This is a genomic window from Streptomyces sp. NRRL S-340, assembly GCF_000720185.1.
GTDB lineage: Bacteria > Actinomycetota > Actinomycetes > Streptomycetales > Streptomycetaceae > Streptomyces.
In genome coordinates, this window is record NZ_JOIY01000156.1 from 1 (window position 1) to 212 (window position 212).

Sequence of the window (212 nt, forward strand, 5' to 3'; positions counted from 1 at the left end):
CTCCTCGGCCAGCTTGTACACGTCCACCTGGGCGCGTCCGCACGACGGACACGAGACGATCTCCAGACCCCGCTGACGCAGCCCCAGCGACTGGAGGATGAAGGCCGACCTTCACCTCCTCCACCGGCGGCGCCGACAGCGACACCCGGATCGTGTCCCCGATCCCCTGCGACAGCAGCGCACCGAAGGCCACCGCCGACTTGATCGTGCCC

The 212-nt window shown here is 69.3% G+C and carries 1 pseudogene; it reads right to left on the minus strand.

Going from position 1 to position 212, the window contains the following annotated elements:
* Positions 1 to 212: pseudogene (locus IG64_RS39935) on the minus strand (flavodoxin-dependent (E)-4-hydroxy-3-methylbut-2-enyl-diphosphate synthase); the annotation flags it as partial.